Origin of the sequence: Erwinia sp. CGal63 (genome assembly GCF_037026505.1) — a bacterium.
Lineage (GTDB): Bacteria > Pseudomonadota > Gammaproteobacteria > Enterobacterales > Enterobacteriaceae > Erwinia.
Map to the genome: position 1 here is coordinate 727297 of NZ_JAKUMN010000001.1, position 17537 is coordinate 744833.

The following is a 17537-nucleotide window of genomic DNA, read 5'->3' on the forward strand; positions in this document are numbered from 1 at the left end:
CCATGAAACTGCGATCCATCAAGCCTATCTACCACCAGGGCGAAGTCCTGACCGAAGGCACGGCGTTTGAAACGCTGGAGCAGCACGGGCGCGAGCTTATCCAGCGGGGCTATGCCGAAGAGGCCGGCGCTAAAAAACAGTCCGGGGACGAAGGCAGCGCCAAAGGCAAGACGAAAACGAAGTAAGGAGTGATTATGCTGACCGTTGATCAGGTAAAGCATCACTGCAACATCGAGCAGGACTTTACCGAGGATGATACCTGGCTGGCGGCCCGCATAAAGGCGGCGGTGCGGTACGTGGAAAACTCTACCCGCCGCACGCTTTATGAAGATGCCGCCGATCCTCTTTATCTTGCCGATCCGGACGCGCTGCTGTACGGCGAGGACATTGAAACCGCCATGCTGATGCTGATCGCACACTGGTATGCAAACCGCGAGGCGGTGGTGACCGGCGTCAGCGTGACCACGCCAGATTTCGCTGTTGAAGCGTTCCTTCAGCCCTACCGGATTTATGGCGTATGAGGGCGGGACCGATGCGTTACCGGGTGACGCTGCAAAAACCCGCCAGCGGCCGCCTGCCGTCCGGCCAGCCCGCTACCGGCTGGGAAAATGTGGCAAGTTGCCGGGCTTCCATAGCCGACGTGTCCGGGCGTGAGCTGCTGAACGCCGGTGCCGAGCTGTCCGGCACTACCACCCGCATCTGGCTCCGCAACAACCTGCGCGAGGCCATATCAACCGGCTGGCGCGTGGTGCATAACCCGCCGACCGGTGCCGGCGAGGTGTACGACATCAAATCGGCCATCACCGCCGAAAACGGTACCCGGCTGGAGCTGCTTTGTGAGAAGGGGGTGAAAAAGTGATTGATACCCGTCTGGATTTCTCCGGGCTGACTGACATTGCCAGAGACCTGGAAACGCTCAGCCGCGCGGAAAATAACAAGGTGCTGCGTGATGCCACGCGCGCCGGCGCCAGTGTGCTGCGTGATGAAGTCATTGCCAAAGCGCCCGTGCAGACCGGAAAACTTAAGAAAAACGTCGTTGTGATGACGCAGAAAGCGCGGCGCCGGGGGGAAATCTCTTCCGGCGTGCATATTCGCGGGGTGAATCCCGGCACCGGCAACAGTGATAACACGATGAAGGCCAGCAACCCGCGTAACGCCTTCTACTGGCGCTTTGTGGAAATGGGTACGTCAAAGATGGCGGCGCATCCTTTTGTGCGTCCGGCTTTTGACGTCAGGCAGGATGAGGCATCGCGCGTTGCGCTGGCCCGCATGAATCAGGCCATTGATGAGGTGCTTTCAAAATGACTGAGGCCGATATTTATCCCCTGATCGGCAGCCTGGCGGGCGGGAACGTTTTCCCTTACGTTGCACCTTCCGGCACCGCCGCGCCGTGGGTGGTTTTCCTGCTGCCCACAGCCGTATCCGGCGACGTGTTCTGCGACCAGGCAGAAACGGCCAGTACGCTGCAAATCGACGCCTGGGCGCAATCCGTTGATGAAGCGCGGGCGCTACGAAGCCAGATCCGCGCGGCGATCGCGCCACTCAGTCCCGTCTCGCTTAACGAACTAAATGACTACGAGCCCGATACGTCGCTTTACCGCGCCACGCTTGAAGTTCAAATCTGGGATTAACCCCGAACAGGCCGCCTCCGGGCGGCTTTTTACTATCCGGAGATAACCATGTCCTCAAAGTATGAAAAAACGCAGGGAACGAAAATCAACGTTTCCGCCGATGCGGCCACGGAAGCCAACCCGACCGGCGCCACCTGGCAGAGTATCAACTGCTCCACCAAAGAGCTTAGCTACACCGGCGGCCAGAAGTCCGATATCGAAACCACCACGCTGTGCTCCACCGAGCAGGAAATGACGAACGGCCTGGCTGCACCCGGTGAGGTAACGCTGTCCGGTAACTGGTCAGCGGACGAGATCGGGCAGAGCACGCTGCGAACTGCCTATGAAACCGATGCGGTACACGCGTTTCAGGTGATCTTCCCGTCGGGTAACGGCTATGCCTTCCTGGCCGAAGTACGCCAGAACAGCTGGAGCCTGTCCACGGCGGGCGTGGTCACCGCATCGTTTACCCTGCGCGTGAAGGGCAAGCCTGTGGCGATCGTACCGGCACCGGCGGCAGCATAATAACGGCGGCTCAGGCCGCTTTCCCCGCATTAGTCAGAGAGTTATTAAATGGCAAAGAAGGCATCAAACAACCCTTTACGCGCGCTGGCGCTGGCACCTATGGCCGGATTTCGCAGCAAGGTTATCACCGTTCCTGAATGGGAAAATACCAGCGTAAAACTGCGCGAGCCGTCAGGTCAGGCCTGGCTGGAATGGCAGCAGATAATTAACCCAAATCCGGAAGGCGAGCCGGAGACGCTGACCGCCGCCGAACGTGCCCTGCGCAACAAAAGCGCCGACGTGGTGCTGTTTATCGACGTGCTGCTTGATGAAGAAGACATGCCGGTGTTTACCGCTGAAGACAAGCCGCTTATTGAAAATATCTATGGCCCGGTACATGCCAGGTTGCTTAAGCAGGCGCTTGATCTGAGCACGTCGCAGGCGGCCGCTGAGGCAAAGTAAAAGAGCCCGGCACTTTCTTTCTAATGACGCTGGCGCTGCGGCTGGGGCGCACTCTCCATGAGCTGAAAGAGACGCTGACCGCCAGCGAGCTCCGGATGTGGATTGAATATGACAGGGTAAACCCCATCAGCGACCGGCGCGGCGATATTCAGTCTGCCCAGGTGGTCACCGCCGTCCTTAACTCGCAGGGGGCGAAGGTCAAAATGGAAGACGTTCTGCTGCAATGGCGCGAGCCTGATCCGGTTGAGGAAAGTGGCGGGCTTGAGAATTTCTTTGCTGCGCTGTCCGGCTAGCGCAACACTAACAGGGTGATTTATGGCTACGCTGCGCGAACTTATTATCAAGATTTCGGCAAATTCCAGCTCGTTTCAGTCCGAGATTGCGCGCGCGTCGCGGATGGGCTCTGATTACTATAAAACCATGGAACAGGGCGGGCGCAAAGCCGCCGCCGCTACGCGGGAAACGCAGCGATCGCTGGGAGAGCTTAACTCTCAGCTGGCGTCCGTGCGCTCTACCGCAACCGGTATGGCGGGCGCTTTCGCTGGCGCTTTTGCTACCAGTCAGCTGATCCATTATGCGGACACATGGAACCAGCTCAGCGGTCGCCTGCGGCTGGCATCGACTTCAGCTGACGATTTCGCCAGCTCACAGCAGACGCTGATGACCATCAGTCAGCGCACCGGCACATCGTTTGAAGCCAATGCGAACCTTTACAGCCGTATTGCCTCATCCCTTCGTGATGCGGGCTATGCGTCTGCGGATGTGGCAAAAGTCACAGAAACCGTGGCAACATCCCTGAAGCTTTCCGGCGCCAGCACGGAAGAGGCCAGTTCGGTTATTACCCAGCTCAGCCAGGCGCTGGGATCGGGCGTGCTGCGCGGTGAGGAATTCAACGCCATTATGGAAAGCGGCGGGCGGCTGGCTAAGTTTCTGGCTGACGGCCTGCATACATCCATTGGCGGCCTGCGCAACATGGCCAATAACGGCGAGCTGACCACCGATAAAATCGTGCCGCTGCTGACCAACGTTGAGCAGTTGCGTAAAGAGTTCGACACGCTTCCGGCATCAATAAGCGGATCGGCTCAGAAGGTGGAAAACGCCTTTATGCAGTGGGTCGGTGGCGCTAACAATGCCGTAGGCGCATCTTCTTCCCTGTCAGGCGTACTGGATGGTCTGGCAAAAAACATTGATACCGTCGCCAACGTGGCAGGCGCGCTGGTTGGCCTGGGCGTGGCGCGTTATTTCGGCAACATGGTTTCCAGCGTTACCACGGCGACCGCTTCGGTTATCTCCAATACGGCAGCCGAGGTTGCGCTGGCGCAGGCGCAGGTTCGCGGCACGCAAGTCAGCGTGGCCACTGCGCGGCAGGCAGTCTATCGTGCGCAACAGGCGCGGGCTGCGGCAGCAGGCATTGAGGCCCAGATTGCAGCTGAGAGGCAACTGGCAGCAGCGCAGGCAGGGCTTAATACCTCGATTGCCAGCAGGAGCGCGGCAGCAACACGTCTGACGGAAACGGCATCAGTTATGTCACGTCTTGGCGGTGGCGTGCTGGGTATACTTGGCGGCTGGCCGGGTGTAATTATTGCCGCAGGAACCGCTCTCTACGGTGTTTCTCAGCATATGGAGCAGGTGCATAACGAGGCTGTGGGCTTTGCTGACAGCCTTGATACCATTAACGGCAAGCTGCAGAAAATGTCGGTAGCGGGACTGCGATCAACCTCTGCCGATGCGCGCGGCTCGCTGGATGCGCAGAAAAAAGATCTGGCTGATATTGACGAGCAGATCCGTAAGACGCGTGACAGCCTCCGCAGCATGCAGGACATGGAAAAGCAGTACGATGAGCACCCCTGGCTGGCGCGCATTAATAACCTCATGTCTCTTGAGGAGCTAACAAGAAAACAGCAACAGGCTACGGATGAACTAAACCGACTGGAATATCAGCGGGAGCAGGCATCATCTAAGGTAGAGCAGACACAGAAACTGGTAAATGACGCCAGCGATTTAGCCACCAAAAAAGCTATTGAGCAGGCTGGCGCTGTTTCCATCCTTAAGGGCGCTTACGATCTCCTTAACCGCTCAATGAGCGCTACCGGCAACGCGACGCCGCCTCAGTATACCGGGCCTGTTGTTTCGCTGGCAAAAGCCACACCTCAGCAGACGACTGCACTGGAAAAGGCCCGGCGCGATAACGAGCTGGCCAGCCTGTCAGGGCTGCAAAAACTACATGCACAACATCAGTACGAAGCCGATGATCTGAAGCTTACCGGCGCGCTGTATACGCAGTACGTTTATAACAAAGACCAGGCGGCAAAGAAGGATGCCGAATCAGCACAGGCTAAAAAGGACGACACAGCCGCAACTAACGCTCAGAAGAAAGCAGCACGTGAAGCAGCACAGACGGCAGAACAGTACTCACGTAAGATTGCCGATCTAAGTGTTGCCACGGAGGTTCAGCGCGTCAGAGCTACTCAGGGAGAAAAAGCCGCTGACCTTTATGCTGCTTCGCATGAGAACGGGACGAGGTGGAGCGACGAGCAGCGCAAATCTATAGAGGCGGGAGCGGTTGCTCTGGCTAAGTGGACGCAAAAAGCAGATGAGGCAGTGCGCAAGCAGCGCGAAATGGCTGATGCACTAAAAGACCTGAAAGATGCTACTCGAAAATATCAGGATGATGCCACGTTAACGACGGAAACTGCCGGTATGGGCGATCGGCAGCGTGACAGATTCAACGAGCAGCAGCAGGTCGAGCGTGTTTTTGATAAAACAGACAAGGGCGCAGAAGCCATTGCCGCGCGCAATGCGGCACTGGATGCGCTGGATAAAAAGTACCAGGCAACTGCTGCCGCAGAATCCAGCTGGCTGAACGGCGTTTCCCGCGGCTATGAAAACTGGCTCGAAAGCGCCAGCAATATCTCCGGCACGGTTTCACAGGGGATCACGTCCACGATGGACAGCACGCTGGATAATATGGCAGCCGGACTGGCAGGGAGTAAGGCCGACTGGAAAAGCTGGGGACTGTCTGTCCTGCAGATGATTTCCAAGGTGGCGCTACAGATGGCTATTGTTAATTCTCTCCAGGCGGCGGGTGGGTCTGCGCTTTCAGGCATATTCAGCGGGCTGGCAAGCGGTATCGGCGGCGCAGCTACGGGATCGGCCGGGGCAGCAGGAGGAACAGGAGCCCTGGGAATGTCTACCAGCTTCAGTGCCTATGACGGCGGCGGCTTTACCGGCGCGGGCGGAAAATATGATCCGGCCGGCATTGTGCACCGTGGCGAGTTCGTCTTTACCAAAGAAGCCACTGACCGGATCGGCGTATCCAACCTGTACAGCATGATGAAAGGCTATGCCAGCGGTGGCGTGGTAGGTGGCTCGGCGGGTATCAACGCGTTTTCCTCTGGCGTAAATGCGGCTTCCGGTAACGGCATAGGAGGAATTCAGGTTAACGCGCCTGTGACGATTGTGCAGGATAGCGGAGGAAGTGATATTAATAAGGCTAATTCAAACAGCACAGCTAAACAATTACAGGTAATTATTCAAACAGAAATTTCAGGTAGGCTTCGCAAAGAGATGCAAGCTGGAGGGTTACTATACAAAAGACAATGATTTTTTGATAAGAGGGACATAAATAATAACTTAAATCAAATTTAAGGAATTAATAAAAATAGCTTTGTCATTTAGTGCTTTAGGATTATTCTTAGATGGTTGCTTACTTATTGAAATACATTAAAGGAAAATGATGAAAAGGTTGGTCGCTTTAGCTGTTACTTGTGCTCTTTTAACTGGATGCTTACATACTACTCCAATGCCTGTGCAAATTTCGCAACCCGGCGATGAAATGATGTCTTGTCAGTCAATCATTTCTGAAATGGGGAATATGACTAATGAAGTCAAACAAAGTGACAGCGACCATACCAAGCAAGTTGCGACTAACTCAATTTTGGGCGTGACAGGCTTTTTACTCCTTATTCCATGGTTTTTCATTGATACGAGTGACGCTCATACTGTCGAAGGTGGCGCTGCTAAGACACGCTTGAAAAAGCTGAACCAAATCTATACTGATAAAGGATGCGCCAAGTCCCAGCCGCTTGCTTTAGAAATGCCACGTTAAATTTAAATAAATTATTTTTAAATAAACCCGCTTCTGGCGGGTTTTTTATTGGCCGGAGAAAATATGGCAATCGACACATTTACCTGGTGTCCGCAGGTGCAGGCCAGCGAGCAACTGGCGGTTGCGACACTTCAGGCTCAGTTTGGTGACGGCTATAAACAGGTGGCCAGCGCAGGGATAAACACGGCGGTGGAAGTATGGGCGCTGTCCTGCAACGGCGATAAAGCCGACATGCTGGCGCTGCGATCGTTTTTAAAATCGCATGTGCTGGCTTCTTTCTGGTGGACTAACCCCTGGGGCGAAAAACATCTCTACCGAGTAAAGTCTGATTCCATTAACCCAAAGTTCATCAATGGAAACTTTGCTGAAATTACTTTCACATTCGAACAGGCCTTCGCGCCTTAAATTTCCCTTCTGGTAACCGGGTCGCTCAGGCGGCCCTTTTTTATGGGCTGAATATGAGCTTCACACAGGACATACAGCAGCTGGAGCCGGGCCAGCTTATCCAGCTGCTGGAAATTGACGGCACCGCCTTTGGCCTGGACAACATCCTGCGCTTCCATGCGCACAATATCGCTTCAGAAGGCTGGGCCTCATTCGCCGCGGATAACCTGCCGTCGATTATCTGGCAGGGCAACGAGTATGAGCCTTATCCCTATGAGCTGAAGGGACTGGAACTATCCAGTACCGGATCGCAACCTACGCCGACGCTGTCCGTGGGCAACGTCGGGAATTACGTTACTGCGCTGTGCCTGCAGTTCGACGACCTGGTGAAGGCGAAGGTTAAGGTTCACACCACGCTGGCGCGGTATCTGGATGCGGCCAACTGGACGGCGGGCAACGCGAACGCGCAGCCGACGGAAGAGCGCGTGCAGCTTTTCTACGTGAATGCCAAGACCACCGAAACCCGGACTCAGGTGGATTTTGAGCTGTGCTCGCCGTTTGACGTGCAAAGCCTGCAGCTACCCTCGCGGCAAATCACGCCGGTCTGCACATGGTGTATGCGCGGCTGGTACCGCACCGGAACTGGCTGTGACTACAACGGCACGCGCTACTTTCTGAAAGACGGCACGCCGACGAATAACCCGGCACTGGACGTGTGTGGCGGACGCCTGAGCGACTGCAAACTGCGGTTTGGCGACGATCAGCCGCTGCCGTTCGGTGGCTTCCCGGCGGCAAACCTTCAGGGGAGATAGCAATGCGGAAAAAAATCATGGATGCCATTACGGCCCACGTGCAGGCGGAATATCCAAACGAGGCCTGCGGCGTGGTGGTGCAGATCGGCCGGGCGCAGGAGTACCTGCCGTGCCGGAATATCTCCGACACGCCGACCGAGAGTTTTACCCTGGCGCCGGACGATTACGCCGCGGCGGAAGCGCAGGGCGATGTGCTGATGATTATTCATTCCCACCCGGATGTCGTGCAGCTGGTGGCGTCAGAGGTTGACCGCATCCAGTGCGATCACTCTGGCGTGGAATGGGGGATTATGTCGTGGCCGGACGGCGATTTCTGCACGCTTTCGCCACGCGGCGATCGGGAGCTGGCAGGTCGGCGCTGGGTATTAGGTCACGCGGACTGCTGGACGCTGGTGATGGATTATTACCGGCAGGAGCATGGTTTGGCGCTGAATAACTGGTCGGTGGATTACGAGTGGTGGAAAGACGGCAAGGAAAACCGCTATGACGACAACTGGCAGGCTGAAGGATTTGTCGAGGTGCCGCGCGATGAAATGCAGCCGGGCGATATGGTGATGATGCAGGTCAGCGCACCAGTCACCAACCACGCCGCCATATATCTCGGCGACAACATCATCCTGCATCACGCCTTTGGCAGCCTGTCGGCACGGGTGCCATACGGCAAATACTACCGGGATCGAACGGTGCGCGTCGTGCGCCGGAAGGAGTTAATGGATGCTTAAGACACTGACGCTCGGCGGCGCGGCGGGCAAGAAATTTGGCAAAACGCACTCCTACCACGTTGCCGACTTGCGCGAGATGCTGCGCGCCATGTGCGCCACCGTGCCGGGATTCAAAAAGTATATGTCGAATGCGCATCTTAACGGCGTGCGCTTCACGTTCTGGTGCGGCAGCAACAATATCGGCCTGGCGGAATTTGATATGTCTGGCGGGGCGGAGGAGTACCACATGATGCCGGTTATCGAAGGGCGTAAAAGCGGCGGCGCACTGCAGATTGTAGTCGGTGCGGTGGCGCTGGTCGCGGCGTTCTTTACTGCCGGTGCTTCGCTGGGGGCCTGGGGCGCTACGATGGGGCTGGCAACCGGCGCCGCAGCGGCAACAGGCGGAACCGCGCTGGCGGTAACTGCCCTGACCGGAATGGGGCTGTCGATGATGCTTGGTGGTGTGGTGAGCATGTTAACTCCGCAGCCAAAATACAACATCGGCTCGGCTTCCAGCACCGATAACCAGCCCAACTACGCGTTTGGCGCGCCGGTGAACACCGTTTCTATGGGCTATCCGGTACCGCTGCTGTACGGCAGTAGAGAGATAGGCGGCGCGATTATCAGCGCGGGAATTTTCTCCAGCGACCAGCAGTAAATCACATCAGCTTCAGGTCACCTCCGGGTGGCTTTTTTTATGGGTGGAATATGCAATTACTCCAGGGCGCGACGATGATCCATGGCCGCAAGGGCGGCGGTGGCAGTGCGCATACGCCAGTCGAAGAACCAGACGACCTCCTGTCGGTAGCGAAACTAAAAATGCTGCTGGCCATCTCTGAGGGAGAGATTCAGGGCGAGCTGACCGCGCAGCAAATTTTCCTGAACGATACGCCGCTGGCTAACGATGACGGTTCATACAATTTCAGCGGTGTAAAGTGGGAATACCGCACCGGCACGCAGGATCAGGCCTACATACAGGGCCTGCCGGAAATTGATAACGAGCTGAGCATCGGCGTGCAGGTAAAGGCCGCTTCACCCTGGGTGCGCCAGTTCACCGATCTGAATCTCGACGCGGTGCGCGTAAAGCTGAGCCTGCCAGCGCAGTATGCCTATAAAGACAACGGCGATATGGTTGGCACCGTTACCCAGTATGCGATTGACCTGTCTGTTGACGGCGGCGCCTGGCAAAACTTCGTCAATGCCTCGTTTGACGGAAAAACCACCTCAGAATATCAGCGCGATCACCGTATCGATCTGCCTTCTGCTGCGTCCGGCTGGTCGGTTCGCGTCCGGCGCATCACCGCTGATTCCACCTCAACGAAACTGGTTAACGCTTTTAGCGTGTACTCCGTCGCAGAGGTAATCGACAGCAAGCTGCGTTATCCCAACACGGCGCTGCTGTACATGGAGCTGGACTCCAGCCAGTTTAACGGTAGCGTACCGAAAACGACCTGCAAGCCTAAGGGCAAGCTGGTGCGGGTACCCACAACCTACGATCCGATCACACGCACCTACGTCGGCACCTGGGCGGGCGACTTCCGCTGGGCCTATTCCAATAACCCGGCGTGGATTTTCTACGACCTGGTGCTTGATGAGATTTACGGTATGGGCAACCGCGTCGATGCGACCATGATCGACAAATGGGAGCTGTACGCCATTGCGCAGTACTGCGATGAAATGGTGCCGGACGGCGCTGGCGGCACGGAGCCGCGCTTTACCTGCAACGTTTATATCCAGAGCCAGCAGGACGCTTATAACGTGCTGAAGGACATAGCGGCGATTTTTCGGGGTATCACGTTCTGGGGTAACGACCAGATTTATGTGAAAGCTGACGTGCCGCAGAACGATGTGGATTTCGTCTATCACGCTTCTAACGTTATCGACGGCCTGTTTACCTATGCGGGCGGCACGTACAAGAACCGTTACACGTCCTGTCAGGTGTCCTGGTCCGATCCGCAGAACCACTATTCCGACACGTTTGAGGGCGTTTACGATACTGACCTGGTGCAGCGCTACGGCGTCAATGAAACGCAGCTGACGGCCATCGGCTGTACGTCGCAAAGCGAGGCGCACCGCCGGGGCCGCTGGGCTATCCTGTCGAACGCTAAGGACGGGACTATCTCGTTTGGCGTTGGCCTTGACGGTTATATCCCGCTGCCGGCTGAAATCATCGGTGTGGCCGATCCGTACCGGGCGGGCAAGCCGAACGGGGGCCGCGTCAGCGCTGTTAATGGTCTGAGCATCACCCTCGACCGGGCTGCTGATTATGCTGCCGGCGATCGCCTGGTGCTGAATCTGCCGGACGGCAGCGCGCAGACGCGAACCATAGCTTCTGTCAGCGCCGATAAGAAAACGATGCGCGTCAGCACCGCCTACAGTCAGACACCAGCTGCTGGCGCGGTATGGGCTATCGACAGCGACAACCTGGCTATCCAGTACTTCCGCGTGACCTCCATCGCGTCCGGCGACGACGGAACTTTTACAGTGTCAGGCGTGCAGCATGACCCGAACAAATATCGCTATATCGATGACGGCGTGAAGATCGACCCGGCACCGATTACCGTGACGCCGCCCGGCGTAATGCAGGCGCCTAAAAACATTATCATCACCGAAGTGGATCACGTCGCCCAGGGCCTTACCGTGGCCTCCATGCAGGTGACGTGGGATAAAGCAGACAATGCCATCCGCTATACGGCACAGTGGCGCAAGGACAATGGCGACTGGGTGAATGTGGGACAGGTCAGCTCGCAGGGCTTCACCATTCAGGGTATTTACGCAGGCGTTTATAACGTGCGCGTACGGTCAGTGAATGCGATGGAGGTGTCCTCGCCGTGGGGCTATGCCGAATCCGCCACGCTTAACGGCAAGGTCGGTAAGCCCGGCACGCCGGTCAGCCTGAAGGCCACGGATGATGTGGTGTGGGCTATCGACATTACCTGGGCGTTTCCGGATGGCTCCGGAGACACGGCTTATACCGAAATACAGCAGGCCACCACGGCAGACGGCCAGAATCCGCTACTGCTGGCTTACGTGCCTTATCCCGGCGTGAGCTATCAGCAAGGACCGATGCCCGCAGGCGTTCGCCGCTGGTACCGCGCGCGACTGGTGGATCGCATCGGTAACAAGGGAGACTGGACGGCTTTTGTCGGCGGCATGTCGTCCGTAGACGCGACAGCGCTGCTTGGCGATATCACTGATAAATTCCTGACTGCAGAGGATGGCAAGGCGCTGTTAGCGGAACTGGAAACCGACCCGGAGGCGCTGCTGCAGAGCATGCTGGCGACCTATGAAACGGTGGATCAGCAATGGGCTACGTACGGAGAGAACCGGGCAGGTATCCTGCAGGCACAGAAAGTAGCCGCCGATGCGGAAAGTTCCGTAGCGCAGCTGGAAACGGATGTTGTAGCGCAGTATGCGGAGACCCAAGCTGCGCTGCAGCAGAAATTTACGGCCTACGCTGATGCGTCCGGCGGCTCGGCGATCTATACGCTGAAAACAGGGCTACGCTACGGCGGCACGAACTACGACGCAGGCCTGTCTGTGGCCGTCACCATCAACGGCTCTTCCGTCGATACCCGCCTGGCCGTAAATGCCAACCAGTTTGTGGTAATCAGCGGCAGCAGCGGTAACTATTACTCCCCGTTTGTCATCAAAGACGGGCAGACGCTCATCAATCAGGCCTTTATCGGCGAAGGCTGGATAACCAACGCTATGATCGGTAATTACATCCAATCTAATAACTATGTGGCAGGAAGCACGGGATGGAATATTAACAAGGCAGGGACGTTTGAGATAAATGGCTCGGTGGCAGGGCAGGGAAGGCTACTTATTTCTAACAACAGGATTGTGTCTTACGACGAGAACAACAACCCTGCCGCAGTAATGGGACAGCGCCTATGAGCATGGGGCATCAAGCTTTTGTAAAAGGGACGTCATTTGACGTCCTTAATGCGATGTCATTTAACTTTGTTGCAGAAGTAACAGACATATCAGGCTCTGACAGCAAAACTTATTCGCTGCCAGGATTCACTCTATCCGCCGCTTTGATGAATACGTTTGCCACAGCAGGGACGACCAGCCGCAGTTATACGGTATCGGTTAGCGGTCAAACTGTTTCATGGAACGTCGCTAACGGCTGTAAGATGATGGTTACTGCCACGCCCACATCGGGTGCGGGCAGCAGCCTTTATTTCGGATTCACGCTTTATGACTACAGCACGAATCCGCCGACTTTTAAAATAGCGCCTGATTTCACTCCTTATAATCTGGCACAGGTGATAGATCTAACGCCTGGCTATGGGCAAATACTCCAGACAACCATTCCGGCATCCATGCCAATGATAGCTTTCCACCGCGCGCTAAATGGAGGCTATGACCATGTCTGGTGGGAAGAAGTTAATCAGAACGGATACTGGGCATTAAAATTCAGGGGAAATACGGGCCTTAACGCAATGCAGTCATGCCGGATTTACCTGTTTGCTAAGGTGATGATCAACGCTCCAGGCTGGGGTTTCTTCCTGTACCGGCAAGGCCAGCTGGTCTGGCACAACAACTGCCTTCCGCTAAAAATGAACATACTGAATGGCGGAACGGTGACATCATCTGTACCGCTGGCATCAACAAATGCAGTGACATCCTGCCTTTTTCAGGTAAGCGATCCTGCTTTTCCTGGCAACGGTATTCAGTGGTTTGAATGCGCCAGCGGCGGCACCAACAGCGAAGGTGCCTATGCTGCAACAGCGAATGATCGTTATATGCAGAATCAGGTCACAGGAACATCACGTCCGGCGACCTGGGTGGCTGGGACTGTCGGTTATATTGAATGCAATGTCTACGATGCTTATTACAAACAAGCATTGGGCTTATAGTTTGTCGCATTCTGACGTATCAATAAACTGTGATTTATCCGTCCACGTATAGAAAGGATACCCGGCCATATAACGGGATTCTTCCTTTTTAAAGACGGCAATGTCATAAATATGATTGGTGAAATTTGCTTTGTTAAAGCAAATTGGAGGCGAACTGGAAACACATCCGGAAAGAGCATAAGCGCCGAAGATGATGATAATCTTTTTCATTTAAATATCCTTGTGTTTTGTGCATTTAATAGGATTTATTATCTGGCCTATCCAGACAATAAAAGCCTTTTTTTACTCTTAATTGATTAATTAAAAGTTAAAGACGACTAACTATATCGGAGATGGCTATGCCAGCAGGCACTATTGCTTTAACGAACGGATCGGCAACCGTAACCGGTACCGGAACTGCTTTTACAACTGAGTTCAAAGTGGGTGACTTTCTCGGTGTTGTAGTTGGCGGCGTACCCTACACGCTTATTGTTCAGGAGATCGCTTCCAGTACTTCATTGACGATTGCTGCGCCATTTACCGGGCCGACAACGAGCGGCCTGGCCTGGAATGCTGTTCCCGCTACGCTACAGGCGGCAATCACCCAGCAAGCTATGAATGATATGTCGAAGGTTTTGCGCGGCATGATTCAGGAAAAGGCCAACTGGCAGCAGGTTTACAGCGGTACCGGGACAATCACAGTTAAACTACCTGACGGCAGCACGTATAGCGGGCCAGCGTGGAACTCTATTACTAATGCCATTGCCGCTAAAGCAGACTTGACCGATGGCGCAGTATCTTTGTCCCAAGGCGGAACGGGTTCAAAAACTAAAGCTGGCGCTGCAACAAATTTAGGGCTCGGTACAACTGACACCCCTACATTTAGCGGCATAGGAATTAAAAGTTCTGCTCCATCTTTTAACTTTTACTTCAATAACTCATCTTCAATAACATCTCGTTTTGTGCAATATGATTCCAGTAATTTAGCTCTCCTTGGCGCGAATTTCAGAGCACCCAAATATTTAATTGGTGATGGTGCAAATGGCACAATGGAGTTTACTGCCGACTCAACACTGAGCACGATTACAATGACCGGTGCTCCGGTTCTGTTTAAAAATGGCATTGCAGGCGCAGGTGCCAATGGTGTGAAAGTAAACAACTACTGGAACATGCTTTATAACGGCACTTTAAACTGGTTCATTAATAATGCGAACGTCGGCTATGTGTCAGTAACTACATCAGATCGCACGCGTAAAAAGGACATCAGTTACGATATTGATTATGCAGAAGACCTGAAAAAAGTTATGGCCATCAAGCCCGCATCGTTTGTCTGGAATGACGGGCGTGAAGATAAGAGCATAAAGCGCGGTTTTATCGCACAGGATCTGTATGAAGTCGCTGATGATATGGCGCTCAAGCCGCTTGATATCTGGGGTGTTGAGATGCTGCCGCTACTGAGCCGCCTGGTAGGTGCTGTTAAGGCACAACAAAGCATTATAGACAGCCAGACTATAGAGATTAACGAGTTGAAAGCCCGCATGAAAGCTATAGATGGACTCGACGCCTGACCGTTCAGCCAGTTGTCTTAAAGCCTTGCTCTGGACTACTGTATATAAAAACAGTTACTTGGGAGGGCACATGGCACGCTATGACGATATTGGGACGGCCTACAGGCAAAGTATCAAAATCAGTCCTAAGGGCCGTCGCACGGTCAACACAGTGGATTTCGTGCAGAATTTGGCAAAGTTCAATCACATCTGGACACTGCGCCAGGCAAACGAGTGGATCGAAATCTACCAGTGCAGTTTCAAGGACGTTTCCACTGAAGAGGGCGCCCGGCGCACATTTCAGCTGTTCAATCCGAACAATGGGGGGTTTTGATTGAATCCCCGTTAAGATAGGCCTTATAGGTCCAGTTTGGCTTTTTACAGGCAAAAAAAAGCCCACTTTTGTGGGCGAAATTCGTTACAGGAGTATTCTCCCTGCTCTAAAAGACCGTGTTTACTCTGGAAAGTTCACTGAGTTATTATGAACTTAGTAAGTTTTTGGAGAGGGCCGAAAAATGAGCTTTAAGGGTGCGAGCAATACGATGGGAGTTGAATGGGCTATTGGTTCAGTCACGCGTAGCCTTCTTGCGCGGGATGCCGAAATAACCCCGGCAAACATGCTTGCAGAACTAATCACACGTTCTTCTTTTAAGAGCCCAGCTGAAACAGTAAGCAACAAAGCCACAATTGCATGGCTTAAAACCCGCATAAATTAAGCAGCCCACAGTGAACTGTGGGCTAAGCAGTAATAGGTAACGAAAATTATTACAAACGGGCTAAATCTCTTCCCATTTTGGAAGGTGATTGGCTTTCCCTCGCCATGCCTCCAGAGCTGACGCCATAAGGCCAGCTATTATTCCAACAATGACAATAGTCGCTGTTGCAGAGAAGAGATGCTCCCGCTCACCCTTCCAGAAAACAATCCACATCACTATGCCCCAGAACGTGGTGTTTACGCTGGTCATGCAAAGAAAATTTGTCCAGAAAGGGGCGAAGGGAGGCGGCGCAACATGGAAACCCATCTTCCATAAGAAAACATGACATGGCGGGGCATAAAGGCTGGGCCACATTCCTTTCTTGTTCATGATAGCGATCGCACGATTTTTTTTTCGTTCGAATGCCAGATTTTCTTTCATGATTATAATTCCCCATAATTTCCCAGGTTATTTAATGTTAGCCTTAAGGGACGAAATATTTCCTTTTTTAAGAATTATCGTGAACTAAGCTAGTCGATGAATAGATTAAGCGTCTATTTTTAATAAAAAAAGTACAAAAAAGCCTGCAATCAATTGCGCTCAAAGTAGGAATGCAGCGCATGAGGCCATTACTCAATGACATGCCGATACGTAGTGCCGTGGTGCTGCAGGTGATGAAAGTGCGGGATGAACGGCTGCCGTTTTGATGGGACAGTTTTGGGACACGCAAAGGTTTGTGACCTTTTCCAAGCCTTTGCATGTTTTGTCATCATGGGACGTGTGAGCGCGACAGGATGCGGTAATTTATTGATTTAAAATATGAATTGTCGCATCGGACATGCGGTGCTCCGGGTCAAGACGCTCAATGGTCATCAGATTCCCTCTTTAGATCGCTGTAAAGGGTCGACAGCCTGACACAAATCCCGGCTCTTTGTCATCCAAAACGGCTGTCACGACAGTGATATAATCCGCTTCAGCTTTATGGGAGGCACAAATCATGCCCAATCATGACGAACTTTTTCTGCGTCTCGCGCGTTCGCCGTTTCGGCAAAAATTTCATTTAGGCCATGCGGAGTACCGCTATTGCCTTGAAAAAGGCGAAGAGCAAATCAGCGCGCACGCTGCGGATTTTATCTGCGAAAGACTCTCCGCCGCTCTACCGGTCAATGATGGCAAACAAACGCCGATGCGCGGCCATCCGGTTTTTATCGCCCAGCACGCTACGGCGACCTGCTGTCGCGGCTGCCTGAGCAAATGGCACGCCATTGCTGAGCGCCAGCCGCTGACCACGGAACAGCAGGCGTGGATCGTGCAAACCATTATGCACTGGCTGCGGCTGGAGATGCAGCGTTCGCCGCCGCCAGCAAAAGCGGCTAAAACAAAGCCGGGCGACGATAAACAGCTGTCGCTGCTGTAGCGCCGGAAAGCTGGCGTAATAATCTAAGAAACAGACATTAACAAAATTTACCGAAAGAGCACCGCAGAGAGCTTGCGACTTTACCGGTAACATTCTAATTTCCCTGTAGTGGGCTAATCCACTGCTAAAACAGGGTTATGATGATGAAAAGTTCAAAATCTATTGTTTTAATAGAAAAAATAGCCATTGCGGCTTTTGTGGTTCTGCTGGTTTACTTTATCGCTACCGGCTTTTTTTCCGCAGCAGGCTGGGATCATAGCTGGCCTTACCCTCATCGCTGAATAGCGGTTTTTACACCAGGGAATATCAAAAAAATTAATATTGAGAGCCGTTTATCCCGACCATCGGCCCGGAAAATGTTGACCAGGATCGCGCAGCCTGTCACCTCTTTGATTTACAAAAATTTTATCTTTCGAAAGCGCATTACTCTTTGATAACTATTTGATTTTT

The 17537-nt window shown here is 53.8% G+C and carries 22 protein-coding genes; 20 read left to right on the forward strand and 2 right to left on the reverse strand.

Going from position 1 to position 17537, the window contains the following annotated elements:
• Positions 1-2 precede the first annotated feature (2 nt).
• From MKZ79_RS03220 to MKZ79_RS03295, 16 genes are all read left to right on the forward strand, one after another.
• Positions 3-185 (forward strand): DUF7210 family protein, encoded by a 183-nt coding sequence (locus MKZ79_RS03220; protein ID WP_336140144.1) that lies wholly within the window; start codon positions 3-5, stop codon positions 183-185.
• A 9-nt stretch (positions 186-194) separates the two neighbouring features.
• Positions 195-521 (forward strand): head-tail connector protein, encoded by a 327-nt coding sequence (locus MKZ79_RS03225; RefSeq protein ID WP_336140145.1) that lies wholly within the window; start codon positions 195-197, stop codon positions 519-521.
• 11 nt (positions 522-532) lie between these two features.
• Complete coding sequence (locus MKZ79_RS03230) at positions 533-859, forward strand: phage head closure protein (protein ID WP_336140146.1); 327 nt, start codon at positions 533-535, stop codon at positions 857-859.
• Positions 856-1305: an HK97-gp10 family putative phage morphogenesis protein gene (locus MKZ79_RS03235; protein ID WP_336140148.1), complete on the forward strand. Its 450-nt coding sequence runs from the start codon at positions 856-858 to the stop codon at positions 1303-1305. Before MKZ79_RS03230 ends, MKZ79_RS03235 begins: the two co-directional genes overlap by 4 nt.
• Positions 1302-1631 (forward strand): DUF3168 domain-containing protein, encoded by a 330-nt coding sequence (locus tag MKZ79_RS03240; RefSeq protein WP_336140150.1) that lies wholly within the window; start codon positions 1302-1304, stop codon positions 1629-1631. The genes MKZ79_RS03235 and MKZ79_RS03240 overlap by 4 nt, the downstream gene beginning before the upstream one ends.
• Before the next feature lie 48 nt (positions 1632-1679).
• Positions 1680-2135: a phage tail tube protein gene (locus tag MKZ79_RS03245; protein WP_336140151.1), complete on the forward strand. Its 456-nt coding sequence runs from the start codon at positions 1680-1682 to the stop codon at positions 2133-2135.
• A 48-nt stretch (positions 2136-2183) separates the two neighbouring features.
• Positions 2184-2576, forward strand: coding sequence for a phage tail assembly chaperone (locus MKZ79_RS03250; protein ID WP_336140152.1), 393 nt, complete (start codon positions 2184-2186; stop codon positions 2574-2576).
• A gap of 23 nt (positions 2577-2599) precedes the next feature.
• The gene (locus MKZ79_RS03255; protein WP_336140153.1) at positions 2600-2869 is read left to right on the forward strand and encodes a phage tail assembly protein T; all 270 of its coding nucleotides are present in this window, start codon (positions 2600-2602) and stop codon (positions 2867-2869) included.
• A gap of 22 nt (positions 2870-2891) precedes the next feature.
• Positions 2892-6179, forward strand: coding sequence for a phage tail tape measure protein (locus MKZ79_RS03260; protein WP_336140154.1), 3288 nt, complete (start codon positions 2892-2894; stop codon positions 6177-6179).
• A 133-nt stretch (positions 6180-6312) separates the two neighbouring features.
• On the forward strand, positions 6313-6684 hold the full coding sequence (locus MKZ79_RS03265) for a hypothetical protein (RefSeq protein WP_336140155.1): 372 nt from the start codon (positions 6313-6315) through the stop codon (positions 6682-6684).
• A gap of 63 nt (positions 6685-6747) precedes the next feature.
• Positions 6748-7089: a phage tail protein gene (locus MKZ79_RS03270; RefSeq protein ID WP_336140156.1), complete on the forward strand. Its 342-nt coding sequence runs from the start codon at positions 6748-6750 to the stop codon at positions 7087-7089.
• Positions 7090-7142: 53 nt separating this feature from the next.
• Positions 7143-7880 carry a phage minor tail protein L gene (locus MKZ79_RS03275; protein WP_336140157.1) on the forward strand — a complete coding sequence of 246 codons (738 nt, stop codon included), beginning with the start codon at positions 7143-7145 and terminating at the stop codon, positions 7878-7880.
• Positions 7881-7882: 2 nt separating this feature from the next.
• Complete coding sequence (locus tag MKZ79_RS03280; protein ID WP_336140158.1) at positions 7883-8602, forward strand: C40 family peptidase; 720 nt, start codon at positions 7883-7885, stop codon at positions 8600-8602.
• Positions 8595-9239 (forward strand): tail assembly protein, encoded by a 645-nt coding sequence (locus MKZ79_RS03285; RefSeq protein WP_336140159.1) that lies wholly within the window; start codon positions 8595-8597, stop codon positions 9237-9239. The genes MKZ79_RS03280 and MKZ79_RS03285 overlap by 8 nt, the downstream gene beginning before the upstream one ends.
• 50 nt (positions 9240-9289) lie before the next feature.
• A complete protein-coding gene (locus MKZ79_RS03290; protein WP_336140160.1) occupies positions 9290-12481 on the forward strand; it encodes a host specificity protein J in 3192 nt (1063 codons plus the stop codon).
• Positions 12478-13449: a hypothetical protein gene (locus tag MKZ79_RS03295; protein ID WP_336140161.1), complete on the forward strand. Its 972-nt coding sequence runs from the start codon at positions 12478-12480 to the stop codon at positions 13447-13449. The genes MKZ79_RS03290 and MKZ79_RS03295 overlap by 4 nt, the downstream gene beginning before the upstream one ends.
• Here the strand turns inward: MKZ79_RS03295 and cor are convergent.
• A complete protein-coding gene (cor, locus tag MKZ79_RS03300; protein WP_336140162.1) occupies positions 13444-13659 on the reverse strand; it encodes a phage exclusion lipoprotein Cor in 216 nt (71 codons plus the stop codon). The two genes, MKZ79_RS03295 and cor, sit on opposite strands and share 6 nt — an antisense overlap.
• Before the next feature lie 128 nt (positions 13660-13787).
• On the opposite strand from cor, the gene MKZ79_RS03305 reads away from it, so the two are divergent.
• Together MKZ79_RS03305 and MKZ79_RS03310 are read left to right on the forward strand one after the other, a co-directional pair.
• Entirely contained in the window at positions 13788-14996 is a 1209-nt protein-coding gene (locus tag MKZ79_RS03305) for a tail fiber domain-containing protein (protein ID WP_336140163.1), read from the forward strand.
• A gap of 70 nt (positions 14997-15066) precedes the next feature.
• Entirely contained in the window at positions 15067-15309 is a 243-nt protein-coding gene (locus tag MKZ79_RS03310; protein WP_336140164.1) for a DNA polymerase V, read from the forward strand.
• 442 nt (positions 15310-15751) lie between these two features.
• Here MKZ79_RS03310 and MKZ79_RS03315 read toward each other — a convergent pair whose 3' ends face one another.
• Positions 15752-16111, reverse strand: a complete 360-nt coding sequence (locus MKZ79_RS03315; RefSeq protein WP_336140165.1) for a DUF6404 family protein — start codon at positions 16109-16111, stop codon at positions 15752-15754.
• Between the two features lie 556 nt (positions 16112-16667).
• Here MKZ79_RS03315 and MKZ79_RS03320 point away from each other — a divergent pair.
• Both MKZ79_RS03320 and MKZ79_RS03325 read left to right on the forward strand, forming a co-directional pair.
• Positions 16668-17087 carry a DUF4186 domain-containing protein gene (locus MKZ79_RS03320; RefSeq protein ID WP_336140166.1) on the forward strand — a complete coding sequence of 140 codons (420 nt, stop codon included), beginning with the start codon at positions 16668-16670 and terminating at the stop codon, positions 17085-17087.
• Between the two features lie 143 nt (positions 17088-17230).
• Positions 17231-17368: a hypothetical protein gene (locus tag MKZ79_RS03325; RefSeq protein ID WP_336140167.1), complete on the forward strand. Its 138-nt coding sequence runs from the start codon at positions 17231-17233 to the stop codon at positions 17366-17368.
• The last annotated feature ends 169 nt before the right edge of the window (positions 17369-17537 follow it).

Coding starts and splice junctions, on each gene's coding strand:
- MKZ79_RS03260 (WP_336140154.1), top strand. CDS start 2,892: ATGGCTACGCTGCGCGAACTTATTATCAAGATTTCGGCAAATTCCAGC.
- MKZ79_RS03220 (WP_336140144.1), top strand. CDS start 3: ATGAAACTGCGATCCATCAAGCCTATCTACCACCAGGGCGAAGTCCTG.
- MKZ79_RS03225 (WP_336140145.1), top strand. CDS start 195: ATGCTGACCGTTGATCAGGTAAAGCATCACTGCAACATCGAGCAGGAC.
- MKZ79_RS03325 (WP_336140167.1), top strand. CDS start 17,231: ATGAAAAGTTCAAAATCTATTGTTTTAATAGAAAAAATAGCCATTGCG.
- MKZ79_RS03255 (WP_336140153.1), top strand. CDS start 2,600: ATGACGCTGGCGCTGCGGCTGGGGCGCACTCTCCATGAGCTGAAAGAG.
- MKZ79_RS03230 (WP_336140146.1), top strand. CDS start 533: ATGCGTTACCGGGTGACGCTGCAAAAACCCGCCAGCGGCCGCCTGCCG.
- MKZ79_RS03240 (WP_336140150.1), top strand. CDS start 1,302: ATGACTGAGGCCGATATTTATCCCCTGATCGGCAGCCTGGCGGGCGGG.
- MKZ79_RS03245 (WP_336140151.1), top strand. CDS start 1,680: ATGTCCTCAAAGTATGAAAAAACGCAGGGAACGAAAATCAACGTTTCC.
- MKZ79_RS03275 (WP_336140157.1), top strand. CDS start 7,143: ATGAGCTTCACACAGGACATACAGCAGCTGGAGCCGGGCCAGCTTATC.
- MKZ79_RS03320 (WP_336140166.1), top strand. CDS start 16,668: ATGCCCAATCATGACGAACTTTTTCTGCGTCTCGCGCGTTCGCCGTTT.
- MKZ79_RS03270 (WP_336140156.1), top strand. CDS start 6,748: ATGGCAATCGACACATTTACCTGGTGTCCGCAGGTGCAGGCCAGCGAG.
- MKZ79_RS03290 (WP_336140160.1), top strand. CDS start 9,290: ATGCAATTACTCCAGGGCGCGACGATGATCCATGGCCGCAAGGGCGGC.
- MKZ79_RS03285 (WP_336140159.1), top strand. CDS start 8,595: ATGCTTAAGACACTGACGCTCGGCGGCGCGGCGGGCAAGAAATTTGGC.
- MKZ79_RS03280 (WP_336140158.1), top strand. CDS start 7,883: ATGCGGAAAAAAATCATGGATGCCATTACGGCCCACGTGCAGGCGGAA.
- MKZ79_RS03310 (WP_336140164.1), top strand. CDS start 15,067: ATGGCACGCTATGACGATATTGGGACGGCCTACAGGCAAAGTATCAAA.
- MKZ79_RS03305 (WP_336140163.1), top strand. CDS start 13,788: ATGCCAGCAGGCACTATTGCTTTAACGAACGGATCGGCAACCGTAACC.
- MKZ79_RS03295 (WP_336140161.1), top strand. CDS start 12,478: ATGAGCATGGGGCATCAAGCTTTTGTAAAAGGGACGTCATTTGACGTC.
- cor (WP_336140162.1), bottom strand. CDS start 13,659: ATGAAAAAGATTATCATCATCTTCGGCGCTTATGCTCTTTCCGGATGT.
- MKZ79_RS03315 (WP_336140165.1), bottom strand. CDS start 16,111: ATGAAAGAAAATCTGGCATTCGAACGAAAAAAAAATCGTGCGATCGCT.
- MKZ79_RS03250 (WP_336140152.1), top strand. CDS start 2,184: ATGGCAAAGAAGGCATCAAACAACCCTTTACGCGCGCTGGCGCTGGCA.
- MKZ79_RS03265 (WP_336140155.1), top strand. CDS start 6,313: ATGAAAAGGTTGGTCGCTTTAGCTGTTACTTGTGCTCTTTTAACTGGA.